Raw genomic sequence first — 965 nt, 5'->3', positions numbered from 1 at the left:
CTGGGACCAGGGCAAACAGTTCACCGACATCGACGACCGCCGCCTCGCCGAGATGGCCCTCGGCCGCCTCCTGCAGCGCCGCTCCCTCATGGGCCAGAAGGACGAGTTGCGACCCTTGATTGAAGAAGCGAAAGCCCTGCCTCTAGGTGGCTACGCCGCCGATGCCCTCATCCGTGCCCGTGAGGTCCTCTGGTTCCTCGATCACAAGGCTGAGCGCAACGTCTTCTGCGGCTTCACCGCCGCCAATGCCATCTGCGTCCCCCTGGGTGAACCCCCCATCTTCCCCGATGTGCACGATGACAACGAGAAGGCCATCTTCATCAAAGACGGCCTCTCCGCCTTCGAACTCAAGGCCCACAGCCATGAAGGAGGCGGCACCCTCAAGGTCATCAAGCGCACCAGCGGCCGCACCATCATCGCCCCCTCCGTCATCCACTTCAAGTTCAACCACTACTCCGCCCTCACCGAGACGCTCGAGGGCAAGTACCGCCTCACCGACGAGCACCTCTTCTACGACAGCTGGGTGCCACCCCAGGCCCTGGAGCAGCAGATGAGCGGCTATTTCCTCGTCCCCGCCGCCACCGCCCTGCCCGCCGGGTATGTGGATGTGAACGATGAAGAGGCCAAGACCGTCTTCGGCCGCCACTGCGTCCATGCCACCGATCCGGAGGGCCCCATGCCCAAGTGCGAGACCTGCCCTCCGCAGGCCCCCAGCCCCATGGCCACCTACAGTTTCAACGCCATGAACCCGGGCCTGTTCGTCACCGACACCCCCGTGGTGCACACCCCGCCCTATGGCCCCGCCATCAACTTCAAGGTCACCTACGACCAGCGCAGCACCGTCATCGGAGACCTCCAGGTGACCGGCAACCTCGGCCCCCGCTGGACCCACTCCTACCAGGAGGGGGTGACCCTCAGCGGCACCGGCACCCCCAACACCCAGGTCAAGTGGGTCCAGGGCCGAC

Annotated in this window: 1 protein-coding gene; it reads left to right on the top strand. The window is 65.4% G+C overall.

The genetic code is table 11. The features are described from left to right. Window positions 1-965, top strand: a 965-nt coding sequence (locus BV106_RS10990) for a hypothetical protein (protein WP_038164421.1), incomplete at both ends; no start/stop codon positions are given.

This window comes from Verrucomicrobium sp. BvORR106 (assembly GCF_000739655.1).
Taxonomy (GTDB): Bacteria; Verrucomicrobiota; Verrucomicrobiia; order Verrucomicrobiales; family Verrucomicrobiaceae; genus Verrucomicrobium.
This window is presented reverse-complemented; position numbering and strand designations above follow the sequence as displayed.